Origin of the sequence: Streptococcus sp. GMD5S (assembly GCF_000298715.2) — a bacterium.
Classification (GTDB): Bacteria; Bacillota; Bacilli; order Lactobacillales; family Streptococcaceae; genus Streptococcus.
On sequence record NZ_AJRG02000052.1, the window covers coordinates 1 to 1,035 of the forward strand.

General features: G+C 52.2%; 1 protein-coding gene. It reads left to right on the top strand.

Annotated elements, in window-relative coordinates:
* A partial coding sequence (locus GMD5S_RS10635; RefSeq protein WP_192811536.1) for a hypothetical protein occupies positions 1-1,035 on the top strand: 1,035 nt, incomplete at both ends.

A 1,035-nucleotide genomic window follows, 5' to 3' on the forward strand; every position in this document is an offset into this window, starting at 1 on the left:
CAGCTTCATTGAGTGCAAGCCAATCAGCATCTGTAAGTTCAAGCGAATCTGCATCTGTAAGTTCAAGCCAATCCGCTTCTGTAAGTGCGAGTGAGTCAGCTTCAGTCAGCTCGAGCCAGTCTGCATCATTGAGCTCGAGTCAGTCAGCCTCAGCAAGTTCGAGCCAATCAGCATCTGCAAGTGCTAGCCAGTCAGCCTCAGCAAGTTCGAGTCGATCAGCATCGGTAAGCTCCAGCCAATCCGCTTCAGCGAGCTCGAGCCAGTCTGCCTCAGTAAGCTCCAGCCAGTCAGCCTCAGCAAGCTCGAGTCAATCGGCTTCATTGAGTGCCAGCCAATCTGCCTCAGCAAGTTCGAGCCAATCAGCATCTGCAAGTGCTAGCCAGTCAGCGTCCGTAAGCTCAAGTCAATCAGCATCCGTAAGCTCGAGCCAATCCGCATCAGTAAGTGCCAGTCAATCCGCTTCATTGAGTGCCAGTCAATCCGCCTTCGCGAGCGCTAGCCAATCAGCTTCAACGAGCGCAAGTCAATCAGCATCTGCAAGTGCAAGTCAGTCTGCCTCAGTAAGCTCTAGTCAATCTGCATCATTGAGTGCCAGCCAGTCAGCTTCGGTAAGTGCTAGTCAGTCTGCCTCAGTAAGCACAAGTGAATCAGCCTCAGTAAGTGCAAGTCAATCCGCTTCAGTGAGTGCAAGTCAGTCTGCATCTACAAGCTCCAGCCAATCAGCCTCGGTAAGTGCTAGTCAATCCGCTTCAGTGAGTGCAAGTCAGTCTGCATCTACAAGCTCCAGCCAATCAGCATCTGCAAGTGCAAGTCAATCCGCCTCAGTAAGTGCAAGTGAATCTGCATCAGCGAGCTCGAGTCAATCAGCGTCAGTGAGCTCTAGTCAATCCGCTTCAGTGAGTGCCAGCCAATCCGCTTCTGTAAGTGCGAGTGAGTCAGCTTCAGTCAGCTCGAGCCAGTCTGCATCATTGAGCTCTAGTCAATCCGCTTCAGTAAGCACAAGCGAATCCGCCTCAGCCAGCTCAAGCAAATCTG